At 44.5% G+C, this 26,703-nt stretch carries 20 protein-coding genes and 1 pseudogene; 8 read left to right on the top strand and 13 right to left on the bottom strand.

All coding sequences use genetic code 11. From position 1 onward, the window contains the following. Positions 1 to 54 precede the first annotated feature (54 nt). Positions 55 to 1,047: a formimidoylglutamase gene (gene hutG / locus SM122_RS09550; protein WP_024054987.1), complete on the top strand. Its 993-nt coding sequence runs from the start codon at positions 55 to 57 to the stop codon at positions 1,045 to 1,047. A gap of 143 nt (positions 1,048 to 1,190) precedes the next feature. On the opposite strand, the gene SM122_RS09545 is transcribed toward hutG, so the two are convergent. The 10 genes and pseudogenes from SM122_RS09545 to SM122_RS09500 form a co-directional block, all read right to left on the bottom strand. Continuing rightward, the gene (locus tag SM122_RS09545) at positions 1,191 to 4,127 is read right to left on the bottom strand and encodes an AAA family ATPase (RefSeq protein WP_195326707.1); all 2,937 of its coding nucleotides are present in this window, start codon (positions 4,125 to 4,127) and stop codon (positions 1,191 to 1,193) included. Positions 4,128 to 4,259: 132 nt separating this feature from the next. Then, the gene (metF, locus tag SM122_RS09540) at positions 4,260 to 5,135 is read right to left on the bottom strand and encodes a methylenetetrahydrofolate reductase [NAD(P)H] (protein ID WP_049490369.1); all 876 of its coding nucleotides are present in this window, start codon (positions 5,133 to 5,135) and stop codon (positions 4,260 to 4,262) included. Positions 5,136 to 5,248: 113 nt separating this feature from the next. Then, on the bottom strand, positions 5,249 to 7,498 hold the full coding sequence (metE, locus tag SM122_RS09535) for a 5-methyltetrahydropteroyltriglutamate--homocysteine S-methyltransferase (protein WP_195326706.1): 2,250 nt from the start codon (positions 7,496 to 7,498) through the stop codon (positions 5,249 to 5,251). A 306-nt stretch (positions 7,499 to 7,804) separates the two neighbouring features. Then, entirely contained in the window at positions 7,805 to 9,412 is a 1,608-nt protein-coding gene (locus tag SM122_RS09530; RefSeq protein WP_195326705.1) for an alpha-glucosidase, read from the bottom strand. A 68-nt stretch (positions 9,413 to 9,480) separates the two neighbouring features. Then, the gene (locus SM122_RS09525) at positions 9,481 to 11,712 is read right to left on the bottom strand and encodes a glycoside hydrolase family 31 protein (RefSeq protein ID WP_195326704.1); all 2,232 of its coding nucleotides are present in this window, start codon (positions 11,710 to 11,712) and stop codon (positions 9,481 to 9,483) included. A gap of 146 nt (positions 11,713 to 11,858) precedes the next feature. Then, a pseudogene (locus SM122_RS09520) lies at positions 11,859 to 11,954 on the bottom strand (CPBP family intramembrane glutamate endopeptidase); the annotation flags it as partial. A 345-nt stretch (positions 11,955 to 12,299) separates the two neighbouring features. After that, positions 12,300 to 12,974, bottom strand: coding sequence for a potassium channel family protein (locus SM122_RS09515; protein ID WP_009731618.1), 675 nt, complete (start codon positions 12,972 to 12,974; stop codon positions 12,300 to 12,302). 9 nt (positions 12,975 to 12,983) lie between these two features. Further along, positions 12,984 to 14,366, bottom strand: coding sequence for a TrkH family potassium uptake protein (locus SM122_RS09510; RefSeq protein ID WP_195326703.1), 1,383 nt, complete (start codon positions 14,364 to 14,366; stop codon positions 12,984 to 12,986). 31 nt (positions 14,367 to 14,397) lie between these two features. Beyond that, positions 14,398 to 15,162 (bottom strand): nucleoside phosphorylase, encoded by a 765-nt coding sequence (locus tag SM122_RS09505; protein WP_195326702.1) that lies wholly within the window; start codon positions 15,160 to 15,162, stop codon positions 14,398 to 14,400. Next, the gene (locus tag SM122_RS09500) at positions 15,159 to 15,728 is read right to left on the bottom strand and encodes a sugar O-acetyltransferase (RefSeq protein WP_195326701.1); all 570 of its coding nucleotides are present in this window, start codon (positions 15,726 to 15,728) and stop codon (positions 15,159 to 15,161) included. The genes SM122_RS09505 and SM122_RS09500 overlap by 4 nt, the downstream gene beginning before the upstream one ends. A 176-nt stretch (positions 15,729 to 15,904) precedes the next feature. Between SM122_RS09500 and SM122_RS09495 the strand changes: the two genes are divergently transcribed. From SM122_RS09495 to SM122_RS09480, 4 genes are all read left to right on the top strand, one after another. Next, positions 15,905 to 16,648, top strand: a complete 744-nt coding sequence (locus SM122_RS09495; protein ID WP_049490390.1) for a DeoR/GlpR family DNA-binding transcription regulator — start codon at positions 15,905 to 15,907, stop codon at positions 16,646 to 16,648. 11 nt (positions 16,649 to 16,659) lie between these two features. Continuing rightward, a complete protein-coding gene (locus SM122_RS09490) occupies positions 16,660 to 17,469 on the top strand; it encodes a Cof-type HAD-IIB family hydrolase (protein WP_195326700.1) in 810 nt (269 codons plus the stop codon). Positions 17,470 to 17,740: 271 nt separating this feature from the next. After that, positions 17,741 to 19,159: a VWA domain-containing protein gene (locus tag SM122_RS09485; RefSeq protein WP_229042335.1), complete on the top strand. Its 1,419-nt coding sequence runs from the start codon at positions 17,741 to 17,743 to the stop codon at positions 19,157 to 19,159. A gap of 155 nt (positions 19,160 to 19,314) precedes the next feature. Next, complete coding sequence (locus SM122_RS09480) at positions 19,315 to 22,029, top strand: DEAD/DEAH box helicase family protein (RefSeq protein WP_195326698.1); 2,715 nt, start codon at positions 19,315 to 19,317, stop codon at positions 22,027 to 22,029. Positions 22,030 to 22,087: 58 nt separating this feature from the next. Here SM122_RS09480 and SM122_RS09475 read toward each other — a convergent pair whose 3' ends face one another. Next, a complete protein-coding gene (locus tag SM122_RS09475; RefSeq protein WP_195326697.1) occupies positions 22,088 to 23,125 on the bottom strand; it encodes a zinc-binding dehydrogenase in 1,038 nt (345 codons plus the stop codon). 78 nt (positions 23,126 to 23,203) lie between these two features. Further along, positions 23,204 to 24,109, bottom strand: a complete 906-nt coding sequence (locus tag SM122_RS09470; protein WP_195326696.1) for a cation diffusion facilitator family transporter — start codon at positions 24,107 to 24,109, stop codon at positions 23,204 to 23,206. A 132-nt stretch (positions 24,110 to 24,241) separates the two neighbouring features. On the opposite strand from SM122_RS09470, the gene SM122_RS09465 reads away from it, so the two are divergent. From SM122_RS09465 to SM122_RS09455, 3 genes are all read left to right on the top strand, one after another. After that, a complete protein-coding gene (locus tag SM122_RS09465) occupies positions 24,242 to 24,781 on the top strand; it encodes a TetR/AcrR family transcriptional regulator (protein ID WP_229042334.1) in 540 nt (179 codons plus the stop codon). Positions 24,782 to 24,796: 15 nt separating this feature from the next. After that, entirely contained in the window at positions 24,797 to 25,270 is a 474-nt protein-coding gene (locus tag SM122_RS09460; protein ID WP_195326694.1) for an HXXEE domain-containing protein, read from the top strand. Positions 25,271 to 25,338: 68 nt separating this feature from the next. Beyond that, positions 25,339 to 25,671, top strand: coding sequence for a glucuronide permease (locus SM122_RS09455; RefSeq protein WP_195326693.1), 333 nt, complete (start codon positions 25,339 to 25,341; stop codon positions 25,669 to 25,671). Between the two features lie 52 nt (positions 25,672 to 25,723). On the opposite strand, the gene SM122_RS09450 is transcribed toward SM122_RS09455, so the two are convergent. Next, a complete protein-coding gene (locus SM122_RS09450; protein ID WP_195326692.1) occupies positions 25,724 to 26,662 on the bottom strand; it encodes an AEC family transporter in 939 nt (312 codons plus the stop codon). Positions 26,663 to 26,703: the final 41 nt, after the last annotated feature.

Raw genomic sequence — 26,703 nt, 5'->3', positions numbered from 1 at the left:
TGGCGATCTTCTCAGCCTCTGCCTGCTTTCAGAAAAATAAGGGAGGCGACAAGCTTGCTCACAAACTACTATCCAATGACCTACAGCTACTACCAAGGTAGCATCGAGGACAATCCCTACACGGCCAAATGGGGAATGGTCACCAAATTTTTAGACCTAAACGACGAGACCCTCACTCCATTTGAGGGTATGACCTTTGGGATCATCGGCTTTAAGAGCGACAAAGGAGTCTATATCAATAATGGGCGTGTAGGAGCAGTCGAGGGTCCTACAGCCATCCGTTCTCAAATCGCTAAACTTCCATGGCACTGGGGAACCAATGTGACAGTGTATGATGTGGGAAATATTGACGGGCCTAACCATTCACTAGAAGAACTCCAAGAAAGTCTCTCACAAGCGATCCAGCGCATGTACCAACTAGGGATCCAACCCATTGTCCTAGGAGGCGGTCACGGAACTGCTTACGGCCACTATCTAGGGATTCAATCCAGTTTAGAAAAAGATGAACAACTGGCTGTGATCAATCTGGATGCCCACTTTGATTTGCGACCTTACGACCAAACCGGTCCCAACTCTGGAACAGGTTTTCGTCAAATGGCTGATCATGCGAAAGAAAAAGGTCAGGACTTCCCTTACCTCATCCTGGGGATCCAAGAGCACAATAATAACCTCTTCCTCTTTAATTACGTTGCTAAAACACCAAGCATTGATTTTTTAACTGGCCAAGATCTCTTCCAGATGAGCCACCAAGCCATTCTGGATCGAATCGATCAATTTTTAGAAAACCAAACCGCGATCTATCTGTCTATTGATATGGATTGCTTTGCGGTCGGCTCTGCTCCTGGTGTTAGCGCCATCCAATCGCTTGGTGTCGATCCTAAACTAGCCCTCCTGCTTCTCCAACACATTGCTGCTAGTGGTAAGCTAATCGGATTTGATGTCGTGGAAGTTTCTCCTCCTCATGATATTGACAACCATACTTCAAACCTTGCTGCGACCTTTATCTTTTACTTGACCCAAATATTGGCGCAACAAAAACTGAACTAAGAAGATTTCTACACACATAAAAAGCATAGAAACACCCATTACTAGGGTATTTCTATGCTTTTTCTTCGTTTTCAGGCACAATGATCTTTGCCTGAAAGGAGAACAGGCCACTTAGCCCTCTCTTATGATTTAGGCAAGAGCCTCTACAGGTCTTTTAATTTTTTAAGAAAATGACGATCTCTGTAGGGATTCAAGTGTTGCTCTGCCACCTTCTTGTAGTAATTCTTATCTTCTTTCAAGAAGGTGCTCAGGGCAGGAGCGAGCTCTTCTCCTTTCTCCTTTTGATCAGATAAGAAAGCTAATAGATAATGAACCATCCCCTTATCCCGTGAATTAGCAGATGGTTTCATCGTCCTTTCTTTTCGAGCCAGATAAGCCGCAACCTTCTCCTGATCCCCTTGCTGACAAGCAATCAAGGATTGGTAAAATTCGAGCAATTCTTCCTTCCAAGGGAAGCGAACACTGGACAAAATCTTCTGAGCTCTGTCAAAACAGAGGCGAGCTTGGATCAAATCTCCCTTCCAATAATAGGCGATCCCAAGATCAATATCAAAGACGACACGGACGGAATCAACAGCTTGATCTCCCACCAAACGCAGAACCTCTTCTAAGTGGGTGACAGCTACTTGGAAATGGCCCCTAATTTGCTCGATTTCAGCGAGGTAGGCCAAAGAAGCCGCAATTTGAATGGCATACTTGGCCTGCATGCTATTGGTCAAACTAAAGCAATCAATGGAGCGATACAGATGCCGGGTTGCCTGCTCCTCATCCCCAACCATCAGGTGATACAAGCCCTTCAAACGCAACTGGATCGCGATGACCTCATGATTATTAGCTTGGATGGCATCTTCCAAAGCCAAATCTGTATAATAGGCCATCTCAGAGATATTTTCCGTTTGAATGCAATAATAAATGATTTGCCGGTAACCCTCTAAGAGGAAGTCGGATTGCTTGAGTTCCCGCGCATAGGAGATGACTTTTTGGATATCATGAATCCCCTTTTGATACTCCCCACTCCGAATAAAATAGCGACCTTCTAGGTACAAGTAACGCAGTTGTAAATGCTTGTATTCTCTATCTCTTTGGTGCCTTGAAAAGAGGTTATCTAATTCTAGGCGTAGACGAGATAACTCCCCAAAAATGTCCAAACGGCTATTTGTACCATCTGATAGGATGCCCTCATCTGCCTTGGAATAAATCGGAAACAGCTCATGCTCCAGCTGAAGGATTTCTTCTAAATAGGTCAACTCAAAAGATATGGAACGCAAAAGATATTGGGATTGCTTGTATTGGTAGGCAATTTCCTTATAAAGAAGAAGGTCCGTCGAATCTTCTAAGCTTTCTTCCAATTTTTGCGCAATTTGTTGGTGGAAGAGCCGCCGTCTAGCTGGCGAAAGAAGATGGTAAAAGTACATGGCTACCAATTGCTTGCAAAATTGAACCAAGAGAGCCTCGCCTTCTTCTACGATTGAGACGATCGCTCTTTCAGATAAAGGCTCGATTAATTCTGTCAAAACAGGAAGCTCTGTAGCCGTCAATTCCGCCAAGATAGACAGAGAAATTGGCTTATGAAAACAAGATAGGTAGTGTAGAAGAGCCTCTTCCTCACTGCTCATATCCCCAAGCTCCTGAGAAAGATAGGCTTGAATGATATCAGGCAAGGGTTCTAAATTTTCATTTTCTTTCCACTCTTCGATATAGCTGGACAGCAAGAACGGACTGCCTTCACTCCATTCGACCATCTGCTCCATCACTGCCGGCTCTATTGCTCCCAGTTCCCCTTTCAAGAGAGCACGACTTTCACTTGGATCAAAATTGGTCAACTCTAGTTGAGACAACCGTTTCTCTACCTTCAAGCTCCCCAAGAAGTTGACGAAGGAAGCTGGCAGAGGCTCTTCCGCTGTAAAAATCAGTTGCCATTTCTCCTGGTTTCTTCTCTCCTCTAGTTGTTTCACTTTTTCTAGAGACACTGCATCGATCCACTGGGCATTTTCAAGCAGAATCAGGAGCGGTTTTTCTTTGCTCAGGACCTGAAGCTGATTCCATACCGAAATGAGATCATCCTCCTCTTCCAGAAGGGAAATCCCCATCTCATCCCCCAGTTTCTCTAGCGCTTGTCTGAGATCATTCCAGCTGCTTTCTTCGTAGCGTTGACTAGTAGCTCTTCCTTCTACCTTAATAAAATTAAAACTGCGATTGGACATCAAGACCAACTGCCGTAAGAGACGTTTCTTGCCTGTTCCAGATTGCCCCATCACGAGAAAAGGACCAACCGCTTCACCCGTCTCGACTAAAGAGAGGTATTCCTCGAGTTGTGAGAGTTCTTGTTTCCGACCAAAAAAGGGAAGTTCATGGATATTTAAGCGATGACTCAGTTTATGAGTTCGTTTGGCTTCCAAAACCGAGTGATAAAGTTCCTCAATTGCTCGACTGGGACGCACACTGAGCTCGCGATCCAATAAATCGACTAGCTTATAATAGGTTTCAAAAAATTTTCCTAGCTGATGATGGAAGCTATAATACTCCATCAAGAGCTGGTAGTTTTTCTCTTCAAATTCATCCAGCTCTACCAAATGATGGAGCAAGAGTTCTATACTAGGATCTCCGAAACCGATCTTTTTAATTTTTTGATAGCAGCTTTCGACGTAGAGCTTCCTATAAGCATCCCGTTTGCGAGAAGCCCACTGATCAAAGTCTTCATCATCCTTGACATAGAAGCCCTCTAAAAAGTCTCCCCGATAAAGATCCAAGGCACTTAGTGGATCTCTTTCAAAGAGCTGGACATCCAAAGAAAGACTCAAATCAGGATTAAGAGCCAAACTGCTCCGGCTTGGAGAGACAATGATATCTCCCTCAAAGATTTTATTGGCTTGGTAAACCGTATTCCGTAAGTTTTTGCGGGCTACTTGGTTTTCCTTAGCTCCCCAAAGAATACCGGCGATTTCATCACGGTTGACCTGGCCCATAACTGCTAAGTAATAAAGTAAGGCCTCCATCTTCGAAAAAGAAAACCGAATAGTTTTCTGATTGAAAACAACCTTAGGGGGTCCAAATAATTTCAGCTTGAGCTCTTTTTTCATTGCAAGCGCCTCCAAAAACTTCATATTAATACTATAAAAAAAAAGTTGGTTTTTAGCAAGTGATTGACCCGAATAAAAAGAGACTGAGAACTATTCTTTCTCAATCTCTACACTTCCTACTAAAAGTGTTGATTAATTCACTTCAAAATTCGGTTGATGAGCAAATAAAGCCTTTGTTGCTTGGTAGACGTGGTAAGCGACATCTTCATTGTTCATGGTGTAAAGATGGACACCTGCCACATCTTGAGTAACCAAATCAACGATTTGATCGACTGCATAAGCTAAGCCAGCTGCGCGAAGAGATTCTGGATCATGCTCATACTTGTCTAAAATGGCTTTAAACTTCCGTGGGATATGAACATTTTCACAAGTTTTGAGGAGACGAAGGGCCTGGTTTCTGTTAAGAATCGGCATCACTCCTGCATGAATAGGAACATTGATCCCAGCTAAAGTACACTTATCTTGAAAATCATAGAAACGCTCATTGTCAAAGAAAAGTTGAGTCACTAGGCTCGAACATCCAGCATCCACTTTCTTTTTCAGATTTTGAATATCTGAAATTTGGTTTGGAGAATCTGGGTGACCTTCTGGGTAACAAGCACCAATCACATCAAAGTGAGGAGCTTCTGTTTTAATAAATTCAATCAAGTCCGTTGCATAACGAAAGTCTTTTAAAGGTTCCACACCAGGGATAATATCTCCACGAAGGGCCAAGATCCGGTGAACTCCTACTTGATCCAATTCATGAAGGGTATCTGCTACCTTTTCCTTACTGAGATAGATAGCCGGTAAGTGGGCAATGGTCGGAATAGACAATTCATTCTGAATATGATTGGCTAAAGCAACTGTCGTCTCTTTGATATTGTATTTATTATTGCTAGCGGTCACACTAATGAAGTGAGGGGCTAGCTCCTGCATATTTGCCAAGGCCCGGAGGAGCTTGGCATTGCCTACTTCAGGATTTGGAGGAAAAACTTCAAATGACAGAGACGGTGTGTGTTGTGACATATTCTATCCTTTTCTTTTGTTTCGTTGATCAAGAACTCTGAGCCACTGTTTCTAGGATAAGGGATGATTCGAAAACCCTCTACACGATGATAGAAGGTCCTCGAAACATTTTCTTACAAGTGTTCACGCGCTTCTTTAGCAGCATTAACTAGTTTGATCAAGCTTTCTTTTGTTTCTTTAATTCCGCGAGTCTTCAAACCACAGTCAGGGTTGATCCAAACTTTGCCACTTGGTACTTTGGCCAAGATCGCTTCGATAGTGTGATCAATTTCACCGTCTTGTGGGACACGTGGTGAGTGGATATCGTAAACCCCAGGTCCAACTTCTGTTTGGAAGTTTTTGGCTTTCAACTCATCCAAGATTTCAAGGTTTGAACGGCTAGCTTCAAATGAGATGACGTCCGCATCCAAGTTATCGATCGCTGGGATGATATCTGTAAATTCTGAGTAACACATGTGCGTGTGGATTTGTGTATCTGGCGCTACAGTTGAGTGTACCAAACGGAAGGCTGGAATCGCCCAGTCAAGGTAATCTTCGTACCAGTCGCTACGACGAAGTGGCAATTTCTCACGAAGAGCAGCTTCGTCGATTTGGATGATTTTCACGCCTGCAGCTTCAAGGTCAAGAACTTCATCCTTGATAGCAAGAGCGATTTGAAGAGTAGAATCCTTGATAGAGATGTCTTCACGTGGGAATGACCAGTTAAGAATGGTAACAGGTCCAGTCAACATCCCTTTAACAGGTTTATCTGTACGGCTTTGTGCGTAGCTAGACCATTTCACAGTGATTGGGTTAAGACGAGTAACATCTCCCCAGATGATTGGTGGTTTCACCCCACGCATACCGTATGATTGTACCCAACCGTTTTTAGAGAAGAGGTAACCAGACAAGTTTTGACCGAAGTACTCAACCATGTCGTTCCGTTCAAATTCACCGTGTACAAGCACATCAAATCCAACTTCTTCTTGCCATTTGATCCATTCATCAATTGTTTCAGCAAGGAAGGCATCGTATTCTTCTTGAGTCAATTCACCCTTACGGAAGGCCAAACGTTTAGCACGAACTTCTTTCGTTTGAGGGAATGAACCGATGGTTGTTGTTGGAAGCGCTGGAAGTTTGAAGGATTCTTTTTGGATTTCTTCGCGTTCTGCGAAAGCTGGCAAACGAGTGTAGTCTGCTTCTGTCAACGCTGCGATACGAGCATGAAGTTCAGCATTTTCTCCGACACGTTCGGTTGCAAAGAGTTCTTTGTTGGCAGCAAGAGCTTCTGCACCTTGACCATTGCGGATGGCATCCAAGTCACGCAATTCACCCAATTTTTCAACCGCAAAGGCGAAGTGGTCCAAAATAGCTGGTTCAAATTCTTCATTAGCAGTTGTAAATGGCACATGAAGAAGGGAGCAAGAAGTCGTCAAGACAACCTTTTCAGCTGGAACTTGATCCAAGATTTCTAAGCTCTTTTCATAGTTGTTGCGCCAGATGTTTTTCCCATTCACAATACCAGCATAAAGGGTCTTATCAGCTGGGAAGCCACCTTTAACCAATTCAAGTGTTTTCTTTCCTTCAACAAAGTCAAGACCAATACCATCTACTGGCAAGTTCACAAGGTCATTGTAGACATCACGAACATCACCAAAGTAGGTTTGAATCAAGACTTCAAGGCCTTTCTTGTCCGCCAAGAGTTTGTTGTAGAGGTTCAAGAAGAGAGCTTTTTCTTCAGCTGACAAATCTTTGACAAGAGCTGGCTCATCGAGTTGGATACGAGTAGCGCCAAGCTCTGCCAATTTTGCAAAGACTTCTTGGTAAGCAGCAGCCAGGCTGTCGACGAAGTCTTCCGCTTTCACACCATCTTCAAAGTCAGATAATTGAAGGAATGTGAATGGTCCAACGACAACTGGTCGTGTGTTAAGGCCCAATTCTTTAGCTTCTTGGTACTCATCAAAAATCTTGTGACCAGCCAATTTCACTTCTGTTGTTTTTTCAAATTTAGGAACGATGTAATGGTAGTTCGTATTGAACCATTTTTTCATTGGAAGGGCACGCACATCCCCTTTTTCACCTTGGTAACCACGCGCCAAAGCAAAGTATTGTTCAAGGTCTGTCAAATCCAAGTTTTGAACAGATGCAGGCACAACGTTGAAAAGGAAGGCTGCATCAAGGAAATTGTCGTAATGTGAGAAGTCATTTGAAGGAATCTCTGAGATGCCTTGCTCTTTGACAATGTTCCAGTGTTTTGCACGCAAGTCTTTGGCGGCTGCCAAGAGCTCATCTGCTGAGATTTCTTTTCTAAAGTATTTTTCAGTTGTAAATTTTAATTCACGGAATTCACCCAAACGTGGGAAACCGATAATTGTAGTTGACATGTTGTGTCCTCCAAAAATTCTAATTGACACTATCATATCAGAAGATAGCCGTCTTGTATAATTGCTTTTACACGAATTTTGATATAGGCAAAAACTATAACACAGATTTAATAGGCCTTGGGACCCGCTATCAAAAGCAAAAACTAGGACTCCTTATAAATATTTCCTATAGCCCATGCATCACCGAACCATTTTTGAGCGGATTCTGCTAGAAGAACAACCCCTAAAAAGCAAAACAGGCCTTCTCTATTGAGAAAGACCTGCTTTTATAAGGAAGTTCGTTCCTTAATTTTTTTATTTGCTTCATTAGGCTAATTTGACACAGAAGGCATCCCAAGGGGCTAACTTGCCCGATTCGAGGACTTGCTCCACCTTGGTATTGGCAATGAGAACCTCTTCAACTCCATTGACAAGCGGTAAGTCTTGCTCTTGACTTGAGAGATTGACAACGACGAGGTAGGCTTGCTCTCTTTCTACCCGCTTGTAAGCAAAAATCTTGTCTGCTGCGTCCACCAATTCATAATCAGCAGTCACAAGCCAAGGGTACTCTTTTCTCAAAGCAATGAGGGCTTGGTAGGTATAGAAAATAGAGTCTGGATCTGCTAGGGCAGCCTCCACATTGATCTCTTTGTAGTTTGGGTTGACCGCAAGCCATGGATGACCTGTCGTAAAGCCAGCTTCTGCTTCATCATTCCACTGCATCGGTGTCCGGGCATTGTCCCGACCAATATGGCGGATTTGATCCATGATCACTTCGAGCGGAACCCCTTTTTCTAAGGCTTCATGAGCATAGTTGATCGACTCAATATCTTCTACGTCCTCAAGGCTCTTAAATGGATAATTGGTCATCCCGATTTCTTCCCCTTGATAGATATAAGGAGTTCCCTCCATCAAGTGAAGCAGAATCGCTAAAGCCTTGGCAGATTTGACACGGTAGTCGCCATCATCCCCCCAAGTTGACACAATCCGTGGGAGATCGTGGTTGTTCCAAAAGAGGGAATTCCAGCCTTCGTCTTTTCCTAATTCCGTCTGCCACTTGGTGAAAATTTCTTTCAATTTTGGCACATCCAATTCCTTAGCGTAGTGCCATTTTGGTTGACCCGGTTGGTATTGAAGACCAATGTGTTCAAATTGGAAGACCATGGACAATTCTTGATTTTTTGGATTGGAATATTGCTTAGCAATCTCTGGAGTCGCTCCCCAAGTTTCTCCCACGGTGAGCAGATCCTTATCGCCAAAGGTAGCTTGATTCATTTCCTTCAAATAAGGATGGAGCATGGGACCATTGCTGATGATTTCCTGATCTGGGATCTTACCGATCATATCGATGACATCCATACGGAAGCCACCAATCCCCTTGTCAATCCAGAAATTCATCATGTCATAGATCTGATGACGAAGCTCCTCGTTTTCCCAGTTGAGGTCTGGTTGCTTCTTACTGAAGTTATGCAGGTAGTATTGGCCTGATGCTTCATCCAATTCCCAAGCAGAGCCACTAAAAGCAGAAATAATACCATTGGGCTCATCGCGCCAAATATAGAAATCCCGCTTTGGACTATCTGGATTTTCACGTGCTTCGATAAACCAAGCATGCTCATCAGAGGTATGGTTGACCACCAAGTCCATGATGATTTTGATCTTGCGTTTATGGCCTTCTGCGATCAATTCTTCCATATCTTCCATAGTCCCAAAGATGGAGGCAATATCCTCGTAATCCGAGATGTCATAGCCGTTATCATCCATGGGACTCTTGTAGACTGGTGAGAGCCAGATCGCTGTAATCCCTAATTTTTCCAAGTAGTCTAGCTTGCTCGTGATCCCCTTGAGATCCCCGATGCCATCGCCATTACTATCCTTGAAACTCTTTGGATAAACTTGGTAAATTACGGCATTATGCCACCATTTTTGTTCCATTTTTTCTTCTCCTTTATGATTGTGAAATCACTTTCATCATACAAAAATAGGGATGAAATTGCAAGAATTTACAAGTCTTCATTCTCTTCACTTGAATAAATCACTTCAAAGAGACGTTGGCGCAAACCTTCCTCTAAAGGCGTAATGACCTTCATCAACTGTTTCCAATTCTTGGCTGTTGAACAAGCCGCAAATAATTCATTCTTTCTATCGTAGGCCAGGTTGGCAGATTTCAAGAGCTCAAACATCCGATCTTCTTTTGCAGTAGGACGCGATTGCAGCTCACCCATCGCAATCTCCTGACTGTGATTGTCCACTAAGATAGGGGCTGTCTCAAAGGTATGGAGGAAGAACCGGTGCTGTCTCTTTTCAGGAAGCAGCGTTCGATCACCTGTTAAATCCAACCTAATCTTTCTTTCATCCCAATTGACAGTTAGGCGGGTTTCAACCCTGTTATCTCCTTCTCCTTCAAGGAGCACGAAGGAACGATTGTCACCTGGGAAAAGATGCCAGTCCAGCATTTCTGGGAGCTCTACCCCTGTCTGCGGGTGTGCATCCATAGGGATGACGGCTCCTGCACGCGCAAAGACCGGAATATCCTGGCTAGCTCTAAAGACTGTAAGCTTGCCTTTTCCTTCGTACTTCCAATCATGGAAGAAATCATACCAAACTCCGTCTGGGAACCAAACACTCACAGAAGCACTATGATAGACAGGATCCAGAGCCTCTGAAATTGGGGCCACCATGAGTTCACTACCAAAGAAATATTGATTTTTACCCTCATAAGCATCTTCTTCGTTTGGATAGTGGTAATAGAGGGGCTGAACCAAAGGCAGTCCTTGTTCATGCGTCGCCACATTCATGGTGTAAAGATAAGGTAGTAAGCTGTGACGCAGGCGTAAATATCGCTTCATCCAGCGACAGGTCTCAGACGAGTAAAACCACGGTTCCTTGCTGTTAAAAGCATTACAAGAACTATGGAGACGATTGATCGGGCTAAAGACCCCAAATTGCAACCAGCGAAGAGCCAAGTCTTCATCATAGTAACCCCGCATATGGCCACCAATATCGTGACTCCACCACGTATAACCGATATTTGAAGCTGTGCTGGTAAAATAGGGTTGAAAGGCTAGGGATTCCCAAGTCACAATGGTATCCCCTGAAAAACCGATCGGATACCGGTGGCTGCCAGGACCTCCATAACGCGATAAAATAAGACCAGCTTGACCTGTACGACAATTGTCTAGATAATGATAATGATTTAACAACCAAAGGGGATCCATCTTGCCATGACTTCCCTGTTGCCAATCAATCCACCAAAAGTCGACTCCTTGATCTTCCAAGGGATGATGGACATCTTCGAAATAAGCTTCGCGAAAGGCTGGACTGTAAAAGTCAAAGCTAGCCGCTTCTTCTTTTTCCGCATCTAATCCCAAGCGTTTTGCGACCATGGGGTAAGCATCCTCGAAGGCACGAATGCCATCTGCTGGATGGACATTTAAGGTCACCTTTAAACCACGCTCATGAAGACCATGTAAGAAGGCAGCTGGATCAGGAATCAAGTCCCGGTTCCAACTATAGCCCGTCCAACCACTTCCAAAGCGAGCAGGAATCGCTGTCTTGTGCCAGTCCATATCGATCACACTGACAGCCAAAGGCACCCCTTCAGCCTTGAAACGATCCATTAAATCTGTGTACTCCTGACTGGTATAAGGCCAATACCGACTCCACCAGTTTCCCAGAGCATAACGTGGCAAGAGAGGGGGTTGTCCCGTCAGATGGTAAAAATCTTTCAAGGCCCCTAGATAATCGCGCCCATAACCGAAGAAATACAGATCCACTTCTGGACATGGCCGTGCTCTAAATCCGCTTTCGACATCATACAAGTAGGAGCTGGAATCGTCTAAAAGAGCATAACCGGCCTTGCTCAAGATCCCATCTTCCAACTCCATAGCTCCATCGACCTCGTCAAGCGTCCGACTGGTCCCTTTCAAGGTCTCAGGCTGATCACCATAGTGCCACCGGCTACCATAGACTGCATACTGACCCTTGAGCTCGATAAAAAGCCGATCCGGTGTAAAAGGTCCCTTTTCAAAATGAAGGTGGAGATGCTCCGTATGCAGATCGAGGACCTCTTCTGTCTCTACGACCTCACAGGCAACAGGTCCAAAATCACGATTTTGCACAACTTGCGTCTGACCATCTTCAAAAACACCACCCTCTGAATATTCCAAGCGCACCAAAGATTCCGTTAATACGGAGATTCGGTAGTTCTCTCCCTGTATCACTGATCCTGCCATTTGTCTTTCCTCCTCTTTTTATGGAGCATCTGACTGCCCGCTTTTTATCTGCTTCACCTCACCGTGTAAGCGCTTACGATTTTACTATAGCACTCAAAAAAAGGCCTGTCAACACCTGACAGAACCTTTCCTAAAATATTATAAGATCAACTTCCCCAATGGATCAAGAGATACATGAGACTCGATCCAAACATATCTGCCAAGACATGCACGAGGAAAAATGGCAAGAGATTCTTGACGACCTTGAGGACGGACGTTAGGTGAAATTATCCAGTGGATGATTTCAGCAATTCAGGAAGTTCCATGACTAAATTAAGATACAGAGGGCATCTGCGGAGTAAAAATTAAAAATCATATTTCTGCAGAATCATTTCACCTATTTTAGTTAAAAAATAGGTTATCAACATTCTGAGGCTGGGACAAAAGTCCTAGCCTCTTAATTGTTTTTGTACTGTTGAGCAAGACGCAGTGGTTGAGTGGGCTCTACTACGCTGATTTCATCAGCTTTTACAGCCCTACTCAACTATGCGGAGGTGGGACGACGAAATCGAATTCTAACGAATTCCCGATTTCTGTCCCACTCTCTCTCAGTTTGTTTCCTCTAAGAGGTCTTGGATTCTATCCAGATACTGGTTGTCTGTCACCGCCATCACGCGCACCCCTTCTGGCCAGATAAAGTCGGGACCAATCTGACTTCGCAAAGGCTGGTCTTCCGCATCTCGATAGCCAATAATATTGAGTTGAAATTGGTCTCTGATTTCCAAGTCTCGGATGCTTTTTCCTACCCAGCTAGCTGGAACCGTAAACTCGACCACCACTACTGCTTCATCCAACTGGAAAACTTCAATCCCATGTTGGAAGAGGATCATCTTAGCTAGAGACATGCCCGCTTCTACCTCTGGTAGGATGACCAAATCAGCCCCAATCCTCTCAAGGACTTCCTTGGTCACTTCATTTTTAACCTTGGCAATGACGTGCTCGACTCCAAGGGCCTTACAGTGCATGACCGCCAGCACACTGGACTCCAGGTTTTCACCCGTCGCGATCACGACTGTGTCACAGGTACCGATATCAGCCGCATCCAAGAGGTCCATTTCTGTAATGTCTCCAACAATTCCAGTCGTAATCATGGATTCATATTGGTTGATCACATCTGCGTGATCGTCAATTGCAATAATATCCACATCCTGATCCTGTAAGGTTTTCAGGACACTCTGTCCAAAAATTCCCAATCCTAAAATTCCAATGGTTCGATTCGCCATGAGTTTCTCCTATCCGATAATGATGTCTGCCTTGGCATACTGCAAGGTATCTGCTTTCTTGGCTTGGTAATTGTTCAAACTGACCATAAGGGTCAAAGGACCAATCCGTCCGATAAACATGAGGACCATAATAATGGCTAGTCCCGCCCCATTTAAGGTCGAGGTCACATTGGCTGTCACGCCTACTGTCGCTAGAGCGGATACCACCTCAAAGACCAAATAAATAAAGCGTTGGCCATCCGGCGTCACCAAACAGATTCCTAATAGACCCACTAAGAAGGTCAACTGGAAAATCACCGCCGTCCCAAAGGAACGTTGAACAATGTCTGGTGAAATGGTACGTTTTCCTAAATTGGTATGTGGTAGCCCCAATAGTTCCTTCCGAGCCAGGAGCAAGAGGACCAGGAAGGTGGTGATCTTCATGCCCCCTGCTGTCCCACCCGGTGCTCCACCTAAAAACATCTGCAAGAGATAGACGAAGAGCGTCACTGGCCGGACTGCTGTATAATCTAAGGATGCAAAACCAGCTGTCCGCATACTGACAGTTTGGAAGAAGCTGACCAAGATCTTCTCTCCTAATGGAAGGGACCCAATCGTTGCTGGATTATTAAACTCGGTCAAGAGACTGGTTACTGTCCCAAAGAGAAGGATCGCAGCTGTTAACCAGAGAACCACCTTGGTATGGAAGCGAAGAGTTCGCCGTCCCGATTGATTGCGGGCCTTGGTGGCTAGGTCAAACCAGACCATGAAGCCCAAGCCCCCAGTAATAATAAGGGCAGACAAGGTCAGATTGACCAACCAATCGGTCTGGAAGCTCATCATACTATCGCCTCCAAAATTATCAAAGCCTGCATTACAAAAGGCCGAGACCGCAACAAAGATGGAGTTAAAGATCCCATGCCCCCAGCCAAAGCGAGGGATAAAGCGGGTCATGAGGAGCAAGGCCCCCACCCCTTCGATGGTAAAGGTGGTAATAAAGATGGAGCGGACAAAACGGGCCAAGCTCTGGTTATTGCTAAAACTAAAACTGTCCCGAATGGTCTGCCGGTCCTTGTAACTAAGTTTTTGGCGACCTTCCATAAAGAAGAGACCGATAAAGGTCAAGATCCCTAGGCCTCCGATCTGGATCAAGAGCATACAGATCAATTGCCCCAAACCATTATAGGTCGAAGCCACCGACTGGGTAAAGAGCCCCGTCACACAGACCATGGAGACCGCTGTAAAGAGGTGGTCGATATAGCCTGCTGTTGAGCTCGCTTGCTGGACAAAAGGCAGACTCAATAAGAGCGAGCCCACCAGGATAACCAAGGCAAAGCTGAGAAATATTCGCCTTGCCGGAGACAGGCTTTTAATTTTGGCCTGCCATTGTTTAAAAAATAATTTGACTAACATAGCTTCATTGTATCATAAAAAGTGAAAAGACTTACAAGTGATGAACCATCTCTAGGCACAATTCTAGGGCCTTCTCAAAAGCTTCAGCCCCCCAGTCACGCTGGTCATAATTTTCCAGGTCTGCAAGAGAATCCGCGGTAAATAGGAGCAAGCCCCAAACTGCATCACGAAGCTGGGCGACTGCTGCAAGTGAGGCACACTCCATCTCCACAACACGACACCCTTCTTCAATGCGATAGGCCACCTTGTCAGGTGTTTCTCTATAAAAACCGTCCGTCGACCAGGTCATGACCTCTTGATAAGGAATGGCCTGCTGTTTTAGAACTGTTTCAATGGCGGTCAGTGCACGACTGTCCACTTCGATATAACGAGAAGGTGCTACATAATGGTAACTAGCTCCCTCATCTCGCAAGGCCTTGGTCGGGATCAAAAAGGCATTTTCTTCTATATCTACCAAGACGCCACAGCTACCCGAGGAAATGATCTTCTTCACCCCATAGCCAATCAACCAATCCATGAATTGGGCAGCAGGTGCAGATCCAACTGGCGCTTGTGCCAAGCAGACTTCCTCCCCTTGGTGCTTCAGAACATAGACTGGATAAGCCTTGGTCGCTGAGACAAAGGTAGCCACTTGCTCAGCTCCAACAGTTTTGGCAAAGCGGTCAATCTCATCCTCTAAGAAAGCATAAACGCATTTTTCAGGCAGGTGCAGGTCTAACCCCTCATGGGTCGGCATCAGGACTGCCTGCGGATTGTCGTCAAACTCTAAAATCGGAATTTCATGTTTATGGATCATCTCTTCTCCTTTTTGACGGGTATTTCTTTGATAACACGGGCTGGGTTTCCTGCAAGGACCACATTGTCACCGAAGGACTTGGTCACGACTGCCCCAGCGCCAGCGACCACATTATCACCCAGCGTGACACCAGGAAGGATGGTGACCCCTCCTCCCGCCCAGAAGTTGTCTCCTATCGTAATCGGCGCCCCGTATTCGAGACCAGAATTGCGCTCATCTGGATCCAGTGGGTGCAAGGGCGTCAAAAATTGGCAATTGGGACCAATCATGGCATTATTGCCGATCGTAATGGGACAAATGTCCAACATGGTCAAATTGTAATTGGCATAGAAATTTTCTCCCAGATGGATGTTGACCCCATAATCCACAAGAACCTGACGATTGAGATAGAGGTTTTCACCGGTTGATCCAAACCACTCTTTGATGATAGCTGCCCCTTTTTTAGGATCCACCTCTTGGTTAAAAGCTTCTTGTTTCTCCCGAGAGGCTTGGGCCAAAGCCCGCAATTCAAGGTCCGCAGGTTTATAAAAATCACCTGCAATCATTTTTTCATATTCACTGGCCATAAGGAAACCTCCACGTTATTTTGACATATTATAGCAGAATTCCCCCTTTAAAACAAACGTCAGAATAAGGTTTGTAAGAAAAAAGATCATAAACACTTAAAAACACTTAACAAAACTTGCATCCGCTTACAAAATAATGTACAATAAAGACAAGAACAGAAATAAGGAGCGAATTCATGTACCAGGAACAACGGCTCGAAAAAATCCTAGAACTTTTAGAAGAGCGAAAACAGCTATCAGCTAAAGAAATGGTCGACTATTTCAAGGTCTCAAAAGATACTATTCGCAGAGACTTTGCTCTCCTTAGCCAACGCCAGCTGGTTCGTAGGACCCATGGTGGACTCCTCCCCTTAAACAAAGAACCCGGCCCTTCTTACCTAGACCGTAGTCAGAAAGCCAACAAGGAAAAGACTGCTATGGCTCAAAAGGCCCTGCAATTGATACAAGATGACCAAGTAATCTTTCTCGACGTTTCCACCTCGATGACCCTGCTTGCTGGCTTGCTTAACAAGGAAGTCACAGTCTATTCGCATTCCCTTGACAATGCCATCCAGCTCAGTAGCCATTCTCAGGTTGACTTTCATCTTTTAGGAGGAAAATTCTACCCTAAAAACCGCTTTTACTATGACGCGAATCAAGCACAAATACTGGACAATCTTCGCTTTGATCTCGCTTTTTTTGGAGCGAGTAGCTTAGCCAATGGTGAAGTCACCTTTGAGGATGCCGAAGACGTTGCCGTCAAGTCTCTCGTTTTTGAACGAGCTCGTACCAAGGTGCTGGTGGCAGAAAGCATCAAGTTCTCCCAAAATGCCAACTACTATCTCGCTCATCTCAAGCAATTTGACTATTGGATTACCGACCAAAAACCAAGCCCGGAAATCCTAAAACAAGTTGGCAACGAAACCACTATTCTTTACTAGGAGGTAATTTTATGTCTCACATCCGTCTCATCATCAGCGATATCGATGGCACCATCTTAAATGATCTACACCAGATCGATTCTGATTTACTGACTCTCATCCCAGATTTGAAACGCGAAGAGATTCCTTTCGTTCTGGCCTCTGCTCGTTCTCCAAAAGGGATGGCTCCTATTGCCAAAGAGCTCGGTATAGAAGACTGCCCCATGGCCTGCTACAACGGGGCCTTGATTCAAAAAGGCGAGCAGGTTCTGTTTGAGCATCCCTTAGACAAGAATGAAGCTCGTCAGTTTATCGACTGGGCCAACCAACACTTCCCTCAAGTTTCGATCAACCTCTATAGTGGAAAAGACTGGATGACCGATCATCTTGACCAATGGAGCCAAGAGGAGGCCCGGATTACAGGAGAAAAACCTCTCATCCTCCCCCTATTGGATCCTTTGCTGGATACGACAAAGCCCCTCCACAAATTGCTCTTAATTGGAGATGCAGAAGAGATCCAAGCCCTCTATCGTGCTATTTCTGCCGATGACTTCCCTTCTACCGCCTTTTATCTCTCCAAAGCCAACTACCTAGAAGTCACTGCTAAGCACGTCTCTAAAGAGGATGCTCTGGTTGAACTCGCCAACCACTACCACTTGAGCTTAGAAGAAGTCCTCACCATGGGGGACAACTTCAATGACCTTCCTATGCTCAAAAAAGCAGGCATCGGTGTCGCTATGGGCAACGCTCCTCAAGAGGTGAAAGACGGAGCAGCAGTCGTGACAAAGACCAACAATGAAAACGGGGCTGGGCAAGCGGTTGAAAACTATGTGTTGATTTAGAAACATAAATAAAGTGACTAGCTAGTATTTTTTACGACTAAAAAATATAGTAGAAATGCCGATAAAATAAGGATTCCTGCAAATTTGTGGGAATCCTATTTTCTTTCACATATATTGTATAATTAAATTGTTTTGTGTATATTTTTATTGTTCGTTTTTTTATTAATAACTAGAGATTTAAAAGCCGACGAAACCCTTGATTATTATACCGTTGACAAGCTTTTCAAAAACCTGTATGATAGAAAAAAGTTTATTAAAAAGGGGACGTATTTTGAAAAAATATACTATTTCACGTAAACAAACTTTAACTTTAGCTTCCGTTGTTTTAGGAACGGTCTTCACAGGAACGACTATTGTTTCAGCTGATGACGTTGCTCCTAGCACAACCCAAGCTTCTCCTGCAGCTACTACAGCCGCAAAATCACCTATCACGGCTGCAACAGAAGAAATCAACGCCAAAGCCAATACACCAGTTGTTCCTGCTGATAAAGCAAAAACTGGAGATATTATCGCTGTGGACGTTAAAAAAACTGGCCCATCTGCTAAAACAGACGGCGCAGACACAACCACTACTTCAACAGCAACCATCAAAACGACTAGCTTAGCAGATCAAGACACACCTGTTGGCACTTCAAAACCAGTCTCTTCTACCAAGACAGCTACATCAACCAAGGAAACAGCGGACTACACTGAGACAACAACTGAAACAGTCAATAAAACAACTGTGGTCGAAGTTACAAAAGAAGCCGATATCGTCAATAAAAAAGAAGTTCAAGGAACATCCGACATCGTCTTTGTCATCGACAAATCAACTTCAATGGATTCTCACATCAGGGATACGATGAAGAATGTCGAGACCTTCGTTCGCAATCTATCGGCAAAAAATATTCAAGCTCGTTTAGGATTGGTTGAATACGAAAGAGCTAGTGAAGTTAAATACCATGATTTCAATGGATCTAAGTTCACAAGTGATACAGAAAGTTTCATTTCTGCTTTGAAAACCATCAAAACTAAAGGCTACTATGAAAATGCTACTGTTCCATTGCATCATATCGCTACTTCAGGAGACTACAACTGGGGGACTGGGGCAAACAACCATCGCTTTGCTTTCTTGATTACAGATGAGGACATTGATCTTACAAAGGATACACCAACAAAAGAAGCGACACTGAAAGCCCTTAAAGATGCTGGTATCTCTTTGACAGTGGTTGGTGAAACACGTGAAAAAAAAGACTTTGATCCATTGGTCAATGGAACAAATGGTCTCTACTTAGATATCGACAAAAACTTTGCTAACTTGTTGAACGTTCAATTTGCCAATAAAGTCGTTGAAACTGTCCAAAAAGGTCGTGTCTTCAAAGTCCAAACAGACAAGTATGAGTTGATCTCAAAAACTCATCGTGTGGCGAAAGTAAAACCACAAACTCCTAGCATCCAAACGCCTGCAACACCGACTCCTACTCCTCAAAAACCGGCTGTTGTAACCCCTGCGAAACCGACTGTATTCACACCTGCTAAAAACGAGCCTGCCAAAACCGCAGTCTATATCGCACCTGCAGCTCTTCCTCAAAAAGAAGCAAGTCTTCCAAATACAGGAAGCAAAAACTCAATTGCTTTGACGACTCTAGGTCTTGGTCTTCTCAGCATGGGTGCTGCCTTTGGCCTCTCTCGTAAAACAAAGAAAGACTAACATGAAAAAGCCTAATCAAATGATTAGGCCTTTTTAGCTCTGTACGAATGATTCCTGTTTGCCATTTTCATCAGGAATGTTAAAATCTTCAACTTCAACCAAGGATTCTTGTCCTCCGCTATGATATAATGGGGACAGTACAAGGGAGGAAACCTATGTTACAAGAACTAGCCTTTACAGGCCAATGGAGACACTATCAAGAACGCGTTCTCGATAAGAGCGACGCTTTTATGGCGGATGGCCACCTGCATTTGGTGGCAGCTCCTGGCTCTGGAAAAACAACCCTGGGAATTGAATTTATCAGACGCTTTGGTCAGCCAACCCTGATCTTAGCTCCTACGGTCACCATTCGTCAGCAATGGGTGGACCGGATTATCCAAGCATTCTTGAAAAATGAAAGCCAAGCGGAGCAATTGATCTCTCAGGACCTCAAACATCCTAAGCTGATTACAGTGGCTACCTATCAGGCCCTACACAGCGCCATGAACCAAGTCGTCGGTCAATCGCAAGCTGAGGATACCGATGACCAGGCAGAGATTGAAACATTTGATTTCAAAGGCTTTGATATCTTTACTACTTTCAAAGCCATCTCACTCGGGACCCTTTGTTTAGATGAGTGTCATCACCTGCGCAATGAATGGTGGAAGAGTTTGGAAGCCTTTCGTCAGGCCTTCCCAGACTTAAAGATGATCTCCCTTACCGCCACCCCGCCCTATGAAGGGGATCCTGCCCTTTGGGATCGCTATATCCGCATGTGTGGGGAGATTGATGAGGAAATCACGGTTCCCGAATTGGTCAAGGAAGAGACCCTTTGTCCCCACCAGGACTATGTTTACTTCGCCTTTCCAACCAAGGAAGAGCAAGAGCAGTTGGACGCCTTTAGCCAACAAAAGAATGCTTTCTTGCAGCAACTGACTTCCGATCCCCTCTTTTGCCAATACCTCCAAAACTGCCAAGCCTTATCGGGTCAGATCAGCGATGATGAATTGCTCAATGATCCCAAGTATCTCTCTGCTACCCTGATCTTTCTTCGAAGCAAGGGAATCGCCTTTCCCAAACGTTTCCAGGAGCTTTTAGGAGCCAAGAAACTACCTGCTTTCACCATGGACTGGCTTGAAATTCTCCTGCAAGGTCTGCTCTTTCAGGTACCTCATTGGTACAATCTACCAGAGGAATACGAGAAGCAAGTCCTCCATGAACTAAAAGCAGCCAGCTTGATCGATCGAAAACAAGTTAAACTAATCCGCAACAAAAAACAAGACCTACTGCTCAACCAATCCCTCGGAAAACTCAATGTGGTTCGAGAGATTTTCAAGGCGGAATACCAAGCTCTTGGAAACCGACTGCGCCAACTGGTCTTAACAGACTATATCCGCCAAGATTTTGAAGTTCATCTCGGGGATAAGGACGCCCAATTTACTCAATTGGGAGTACTCTCGTATTTTGAATCCATTCGCAGGGAAAGCTTAGAGCAAGCAACTCCTCCTGCCATCGCTGTATTGACCGGTAGCATTGTCATCATCCCTACGATCGCTAAGCCAAGACTAGAGGAGCTGCTAGGAGGGAATAGACTGACTTATCAAAGTGTTGGCCAATTATCTCCTGATGACTTTCTCAAGGTTCGTTTGGTCGGTTCTCAACATGATTTGGTGACAGCTGTGACCCAGCTCTTTCAAGAGGGCCTCATCCAGGTTGTTATTGGAACCAAGTCTCTTCTAGGAGAAGGCTGGGATGCTCCCTGCGTCAATTCCCTGATCCTAGCGAGCTTTGTCGGCAGCTTTATGCTCAGCAACCAAATGCGAGGTCGTGCCATCCGAGTGTGGCCTGAGGATCCAGACAAGACCAGTAACATCTGGCACCTGGTCTCCATCAATCTTTCCCTAAAGAAATGGTATGAAAAGTCCGATCTTGAAAAGGAAGAGATCGAAGCCCTCACTGATCAGTTGAAAGAATACAGTCCTGATCTGGAGCTCTTAGAAAGACGGATGAAGCAATTTTTAGGTCTCCATTACAAGGAGCCCTTCATCGAATCCGGTATCGAACGTCTAGCCTTTGACAATATCCGCTATACCAAAAAACAGTTGCAAAAACTCAATGAAGAAACCTTAGAGCGCTCCACTCATCGTCAAGAGCTCCGAGACGGCTGGCAAAAAGCCCTGCCAATTCTGGAGAATATGGAGATTGCAAATGAGGTCCAAGTGGATAAACACTTCCTGCCCTTGGCCCTATTTTTTGACGCTAGGAAGCTAGCTCGTTGGCTGACGGCCGCCACTTTGACCGATGCTTTCGCCAACCTTTTTTACTATTCACATAGAGGAGGAGGGAATAAAGCGTCTCTAATTCTTCTAGTCGTTTTAGCTGTTCTCGCTCTCCTTGCTTGGCTCCGCTACTATCTCTATAAGAGCCCTTATAAACGGCTAGAAGTCTTTGGTCAGGCTATTCACCAAGCCCTACTCCTCTTTGGGCATATTCAAACTCAGGAGACCCGCATCCAAGTCGTACGAGACAGAAAGGATGCCATCAACACGCTGATCTATTTGAAGGGCGGAACCATGCGGGAGAAGGAACTCTTCTCGCAAACTATGATCGAGTTTTTCGCACCGATTGAAAATCAGCGCTATATCCTGAAAGCACAGGAAAAGGTGTCCGATCAGACAGAATATTTCGCAGTGCCAAGCCTCTTTGACAAACGGAAAGAGGATGCCCAAGCCTTTGTGGCGCAAATTCGAAAGAGTCTGGGCAAGTATGACCTCGTCTATACCCGAAGTGCCGAAGGCCGTGCCATTCTCCTAGATGCGCGCATTAAGGCCCTAGCCAACAAACAAGAGCGCACCTTCACCAAGAAACAAGTGATGTCGAATTTGAAATAAGAATTTATTTCACAATAAAAGAAAAGTCTAGTAGTTTCATTTCTACTAGACTTTTTCATTACTCAAGCACAATCATAGCCTTAATAGTCTTGCGTTCATCCATATCTTTGTATGCCTGATCAATCTCGTCCAAGCTATAACTATGAGTGAAGACGCGACCTGGATTGATATCGCCATCAAGGACAGCCTTAAGCAAGAACTGTTTGTCGTAGGTAGTGACCGAGGCTGCTCCACCTGCCACCGAGATGTTTTGAGCAAAGGTCGAACCAAGGGCACGATTATTGTAATGAGGCACGCCGACAAAACCTAAACGTCCTCCATTGTGAAGAACCCCAAGGGCTTGATCGACAGCTGCTGAGGTACCGACACATTCAAGGGCCGCATCTGCTCCACCTCCGAGGATTTCACGAACCTTGGCAATGCCTTCTTCACCACGCTCAGCGACAACTGCTGTCGCGCCTGACTCCAAGGCCATCTGTTGACGGTCTTGGTGACGGCTCATAAGGACGATTTGTGATGCTCCCCGCATTTTGGCTGCGATCACTGCACATTGACCAACGGCACCGTCCCCGATGACCACTACTTTGTCACCAGGCTTCACGTCTGCTACACGCGCCGCATGGTAGCCCGTCGGCATGACATCTGCCAGCGTCAAGAAAGATTTGAGCATGGCTTCTGTATAATCTGATGGTTGCCCTGGAATTTTGACAAGGGCCCAGTTGGCGTATTCGAAGCGCATGTACTCCGCTTGCACCCCATCAGACCAGTTGGTGCCGATATGACGGTCACACGTCCCATCGTAGCCAGCACGACAGGCATCACACTCCCCACAACCATGGGTGAAAGGTGCGATGACAAAGTCTCCTGGTTTGACCGTTGTAATAGCTTCTCCGATTTCTTCGACAATCCCAATGGCTTCGTGGCCACTATTTTGATGCCCTGCTTCAATATCTGGATTACGGTAGCTCCAGAGATCGGATCCACAGACACATGTGCGGACGATGCGGAGAATAACATCATCCGGCGCTTCGATTTGCGGACGTTCAACTTCTACTAGACCCACTTGCCCAGCTTTTGTATAAACTGTTTTCTTCATAGGAACAACCTACTTTCTATTGCTTCCTTATCTACAGTATACACTTTTTCTTAGGCTTCTGCTCGTACCAACTCGTCATTAATGATGGTGATGATCATGCCCATGACCTTGATCCACTTCCAGTTCTTCGATATTTCGCTTGTGGGCGCGGTGGGTCGCCAAGTCTTCATCCACTTCGATGGTAACATTTTGAAATCCACTCTCTTTGAGCAAGGTGCGGATAGACTCTTTACAGACCTCCATATGCTTGACATGCTCCAGACAAACATGGACAATGGCGTTTTTTTCCAAACCATCCATGGTCCAAAGATTAAGCTGATTGATACTAGCGACATTGTCCAACTGCTCTAAATCATTCTTAACTTGCTTGATATCTACCCCTTCTGGCACAGCATCCAGGAAAATCTTGAGCGTGCTCCAAAAACGTGGAATGGCTTTGGACAGAATAAAGAAGGAAATAGCAAGAGACAAGAGGGGATCTAGGATATACCAGTCGGTAAATCGGAGGACAATGGCCATCAGGATGACAGCCAACCAACCTAAGGTATCTTCCAAAAAATGCAGGCTGAGAATGGATTCATTCTTGGTTTGCCCCTTGCGAATGACCAGACTCGCCAGCACATTGACACTGATAGCAATCATTCCCAACCAAAGAAGCCCTTCGTCATTGACGGGCTGAGGGTGGAAAAGCTTGCTTACATTTTCTAAAATCACCATACCAGACCCGGTCATCAGAATGACTGCCGTTACTAAAGCCCCTAATAAGCTAAAACGCTTGTAGCCTAGGGTATAGCGACTATCCTCTTGACGATTGGAGATCGTTTCTAGAAAGGCCGAGAGGCCAATGGCTAGAGCATCCCCCAAGTCATGGACAGAATCAGCGAGAACAGCACTGGAACCAAAGATTCCCCCTGCAATAAACTCAACAATGGCAAAACTCAGATTCAAGAAAAAAGCCAGCCAAACAGCACGTTTTGAACTCATTTTTTTACCTTCCTTTGGTATAATAGTAATAGTATTATCTTCTCACTAGTATTATCTCTAACTCTAAAAAGAAAGGATAGGGGCAAACTGTTTAGGATGTACGTTACTGAACAATTTGTTCAAAGTGTCCATATGACAACACAGGATCGTCGTATTACCAAAACTAGAAAAGCTATCTATCATGCTTTTTTACACTTACTTAACCAAAAAGATTATGAGACCATCACCGTTCAGGAGATTATTGACTTGGCTGATGTGGGACGTTCGACCTTTTACAGTCATTATGAGAGCAAAGAGTTACTACTGGATGAGCTCTGCCAAAAGCTCTTTCACCATTTGTTTGAACGTGCTCAACACCTCTCTCCACAAGACTACCTAGCCCATATCTTTCAGCATTTCAAGAAAAATCAAGACCATGTGACCAGTCTCTTGCTTTCAAAAAACGATTATTTTATCCGGCAGCTACGAAAAGAACTGGAACATGACGTCTATCCAATGGTAGCCGACGAACTGATTCAAGCACACCCCAACATTCCTCACTCCTATCTCAAGCACCTAGTTGTCAGCCACTTTATCGAAACCCTCAGCTGGTGGTTGAAAAAAGGCAAGACTTACACCGAACAAGAAGTGATTCAGTTTTATTTGGAGACACTGAAAGTTGGTTCAAACTAGAAAGAAGTTTTTTTAATGACCCTCACTCAATTTTATTTTCTCTTTCCAGCCTTATTCATGCTTCACGAACTTGAGGAAATCATATGGATGCCCTCCTTTGTCAAAAAACTATCAGCACAGTTTCCAGATATTCGATTCCTTTCTTATTACACTCCTTTTACTTTCAATGCCATTGTCTTGGAGCAGTTTCTGATCCTGCTTCTATCACTTTTTCTTAGCTATCAGTTTAGCAACTATACTATTTACGCAACCATTGTAATTGCTTATATCTACCATATTTTCGGACATCTGATTCAGACAATTGTCCTTCTAAAATATGTTCCTGGCTTGTTAACGGGCATTTTTACGAGTTTATTTTCTCTATTCTGTCTCAAAAATAACGTACCCATCAATCTTTATTGGTACTCTTTTATCACTTTAATCCTTATCATTGTTAATCTTGTGCTTTCATTCATGTTTCTTCATAAGAAGACTCTCAAACTAAGGTAAGTTAAAGTCTTAAGTTCTTAACACTATCACATTACATTTACTTTAATTATCCTAGAAAGAAAACAAATATGCCACTTTATTACATTTTTAACATTATTACAGCCTTCTTAGCCCTTGCTTTTGCTCTTCTTCATTTATTAGTCAGCCTTTCCGAATTAAAAAAGAGCAAGAAGACCCTTGGAATTTACCTACTTTTTCTAGGAAGTAGCCTTGCGACCTTCTCTCTCATCCTCTACTTCCTTTTGCCGATTGTTGCTTTATTCATTTGGCTGATCGGAGTTAGCTTGATTTGCTACGGAGCCTATTGGAATGGCAAGCACAAAGAAAACTTCCATCTAGCCCACCACGTCATTCGATTGGGAATCGCTCTGATTCTTACCATTTTGTTAGCCCTCATCTAAGAAAAACTCAAGTTTTATCAATGAAAACTTGAGTTTTTGTATTTTCTATTTATCAAGCCATCAACACCATGAGTATCGGAATGACCACCATGGTAGCAAGGGTCGTCTCTGTCACCATGACCGCTGCGTAATCACTATCAGCTCCGTAGAGTCTGGCAACGACTGGGGCATTGGTCATCACTGGCATAGCGGACTGGATGATAAAGACTTGCTTCATCAAGCTTGGAAGAGGCGCCCAGTAAACAATGGTCGCCATTAGGAGTGGAGCAACCACGAAGCGTCCTAGTAGAATGAGGAGCTGATCTTTTCCAAGCACCAACTGCTTCACGCCTACATGAGATACCGACAAACCGATGAAAATCATGGATAAGGGGGTTGTTAAATTGCCCAGATACTGCAAATCACTGGCTAGAAATGCAGGGAGCTTTATCTGCAGCATCACCATGACTAGTCCCAAGATGAAGCCCATCAGAGGAGGTGAAAAGACTTTTTTCACACTCGTTTTGAGATCAAACTGAGCTTCTCCCTCACCGTCTCGCTGGATCAAGTAGGTCCCCAAAGTCCAGAAAAAGGTCGTATTACACATGTAATAGATCAAAACATAAGGAATACTATCATCCCCGAAGAGAGCTTGGTTAATGGGGAGTCCCACGAAAATCGTATTGGAGTTAAAGAACATAGAAATAAAGAGGCCACGGCGGTCCTGTCTCACTGCAAAGATCCTGGCTACTGCTGTCGCTATTCCAAGCAAAACAACCATAGACAGGGCAGGAAAACGCAAGGCTGGCAACATTTTTAGGAGGTCAGCCGCTGTAAAACGCTGTGTGATGGTGTAGAGCATATAGCAGGGAAGAGCAATTTGAGTGACTAGCTTTGCGATCAAGCCACGTGACTTGTCATCAAACCAGCCTTTCTCACCTATGACAAAGCCCACTAATATCATCCCCAGAATGACCAGGATCCCCGATATGCTCTTAAGAAAGATATCCATGTTCTCTCCTTTTCTTTTTATAAATTTGAACTAGAAAACCC

The sequence above is a fragment of the Streptococcus gingivalis genome, from assembly GCF_035544715.1.
Classification (GTDB): Bacteria; Bacillota; Bacilli; order Lactobacillales; family Streptococcaceae; genus Streptococcus; species Streptococcus gingivalis.
Note: the sequence above shows the minus strand (reverse complement) of the source record. Positions and strands in the feature narration are given on the sequence as shown.